The following is a 2228-nucleotide window of genomic DNA, read 5'->3' on the forward strand; positions in this document are numbered from 1 at the left end:
GCTGGCGCTCGCTGCGATCGTGAGGCCGAGGTTCTTCGGGTTGACCCCGGAGAGAAGCAGACCGAGACCGAACGCCTTGGGCGCGGCGAGATCATCGATCGAGGCCATCCACGCGGGCATCTCGGGCTCGGCACCGTCACGCGGTCGGCTCGTCCACTGCTTGACGCCGAGCACGAGGAACAGCACGCCGATCAACACCTTGATGACTCCGCTCGTATCGGACGGGTCACCCGACGAGTCGAGCCCGATCGACAGCACGATCGCGGACGCCAGAACGAGCCCGGCGATCCACCCGACCAAGAACGAGACGCTGTTGCGTCCCGCGGCACGCGAGAACAACATCAAGATCACCGCGATGATCGGGACGGGGCTGATCGCGACGCCGACCGCGCTCCCGAGGATCTGACCGATTGCTGCACCCATTCATGTCCTCCGTTGTGGTTCCGTGTCACATGATGCCCGGTGAGTCGTGCCACCGACGACATCCTGCTGTGTGTTCGCCGTCGACTGAGCGGCGGATCCTCGCGCCGGCCTCGTGCGCCAAGGGGTCGGCGCGTGTGTCGCTGATCTACTATTGGCACCTTTCGCGCCACCACCAATTTCCCACCACCAATCCACCACGAGGAGACCTCCATGGCCGACAAGCCGAACATCCTGATCATCTGGGGTGACGACATCGGGATCACCAACCTGAGCTGTTACAGCGACGGGATGATGGGATACCGCACGCCGAACATCGATCGCATCGCCAACGAAGGTGTGCGCTTCACCGACTACTACGGCGAGCAGAGCTGCACCGCCGGACGCGCTGCGTTCATCACCGGTCAGAACCCGTACCGCACAGGACTGACCAAGGTCGGCATGCCCGGCGCCCGAATCGGTCTGCAGGCCGAGGACCCGACGATCGCAACCGCTCTCAAGGCCGAGGGATACGCGACCGGCCAGTTCGGCAAGAACCACTTCGGTGACCGCGACGAGCACCTCCCCACGTCGCACGGCTTCGACGAGTTCTTCGGCAACCTGTACCACCTCAACGCCGAGGAGGAGCCCGAACTCCGCGACTACCCGACCGAGGAGGAGTTCCCGAACTTCAACGAGCGCTTCGGACCGCGTGGCGTGATCAAGTCGTGGGCGAACGACGACGGCACGCAGCGGATCGAGGACACCGGCCCGCTCACCAAGAAGCGGATGGAAACCGTCGACGACGAGTTCAGTGCCGCCGCCACGGACTTCATCAAGCGTCAGGCCGACGAGGACAACCCGTTCTTCGTGTGGTTCAACACGTCGCACATGCACTTCCGCACACACGGAAAGCCCGAGAGCCGCGGTCGCGCCGGTCGGTGGCAGTCCGAGTACCACGACACGATGATGGATCACGACGATGTCGTCGGCGGAATGCTCGACCTCCTCGACGAACTCGGCATCGCCGACAACACGATCGTGATGTACTCGACCGACAACGGTCCCCACATGAACTCGTGGCCCGACGCCGGGATGACCCCGTTCCGCAACGAGAAGAACTCGAACTGGGAGGGCGCATACCGCGTTCCCGCGATGGTCCGCTGGCCCGGACACATCCCGGCAGGCAGCGTGCTCAACGGCATCGTCAGCCACAACGACTGGTTCCCGACCCTCCTCGCCGCTGCCGGCAACACCGACATTGCCGAGAACTTGAAGGAGGGCACCGAACTGAACGGTGCGGACTTCAAGGTGCATCTCGACGGGCAGGATCAGCTCGCCTACATCACGGGCGAGTCCGACGAGAGCGCGCGGCACCACTTCTTCTACGTCTCCGACGACGGCGACCTCACGGCATTGCGCTTCGACAACTGGAAGGTCGTGTTCCTCGAGCAACGCGCTGCCGGAACGCTGCAGGTGTGGATGGAGCCGTACACCGAATTGAGGGTGCCGAAGATCTTCAACCTCAAGACCGATCCGTTCGAACGCGCCGACATCACGTCGAACACGTACTACGACTGGATGCTCGATCACGTCTTCCTGCTCGTGCCGGCCCAGACCTACGTCGCGCAGATGCTCGAGAGCTTGCGCGAATTCCCGCCTCGACAGGAGCCGGCGTCGTTCAACATCGAGAAGGTGATGGAGAAGTTGCAGGCCGGCGCCACCAGCGCGTGACCCGAGTGGTCCACGACGATCCGATCGCGGACTTCTACGAAGAACATCCGTATCCGCCGCCCGTCGACGATCTCCGCACGCTCCGTGCGCTGAGC

General features: G+C 63.7%; 2 protein-coding genes. One reads left to right on the forward strand and one right to left on the reverse strand.

What is annotated here, in order from left to right:
• A partial coding sequence (locus WBV89_RS06495; protein WP_423980517.1) for a GAP family protein occupies positions 1–423 on the reverse strand: 423 nt, incomplete at its 3' end.
• A 210-nt stretch (positions 424–633) separates the two neighbouring features.
• On the opposite strand from WBV89_RS06495, the gene WBV89_RS06500 reads away from it, so the two are divergent.
• Entirely contained in the window at positions 634–2133 is a 1500-nt protein-coding gene (locus tag WBV89_RS06500) for an arylsulfatase (protein ID WP_423980518.1), read from the forward strand.
• Positions 2134–2228 lie beyond the last annotated feature (95 nt).

Source organism: Ilumatobacter sp. (assembly GCF_049588435.1).
Classification (GTDB): Bacteria; Actinomycetota; Acidimicrobiia; order Acidimicrobiales; family Ilumatobacteraceae; genus Ilumatobacter_A.

Excerpts from the sequence above, each read along its gene's own strand:
- WBV89_RS06500 (WP_423980518.1), top strand. The coding sequence starts at position 634 with ATGGCCGACAAGCCGAACATCCTGATCATCTGGGGTGACGACATCGGG.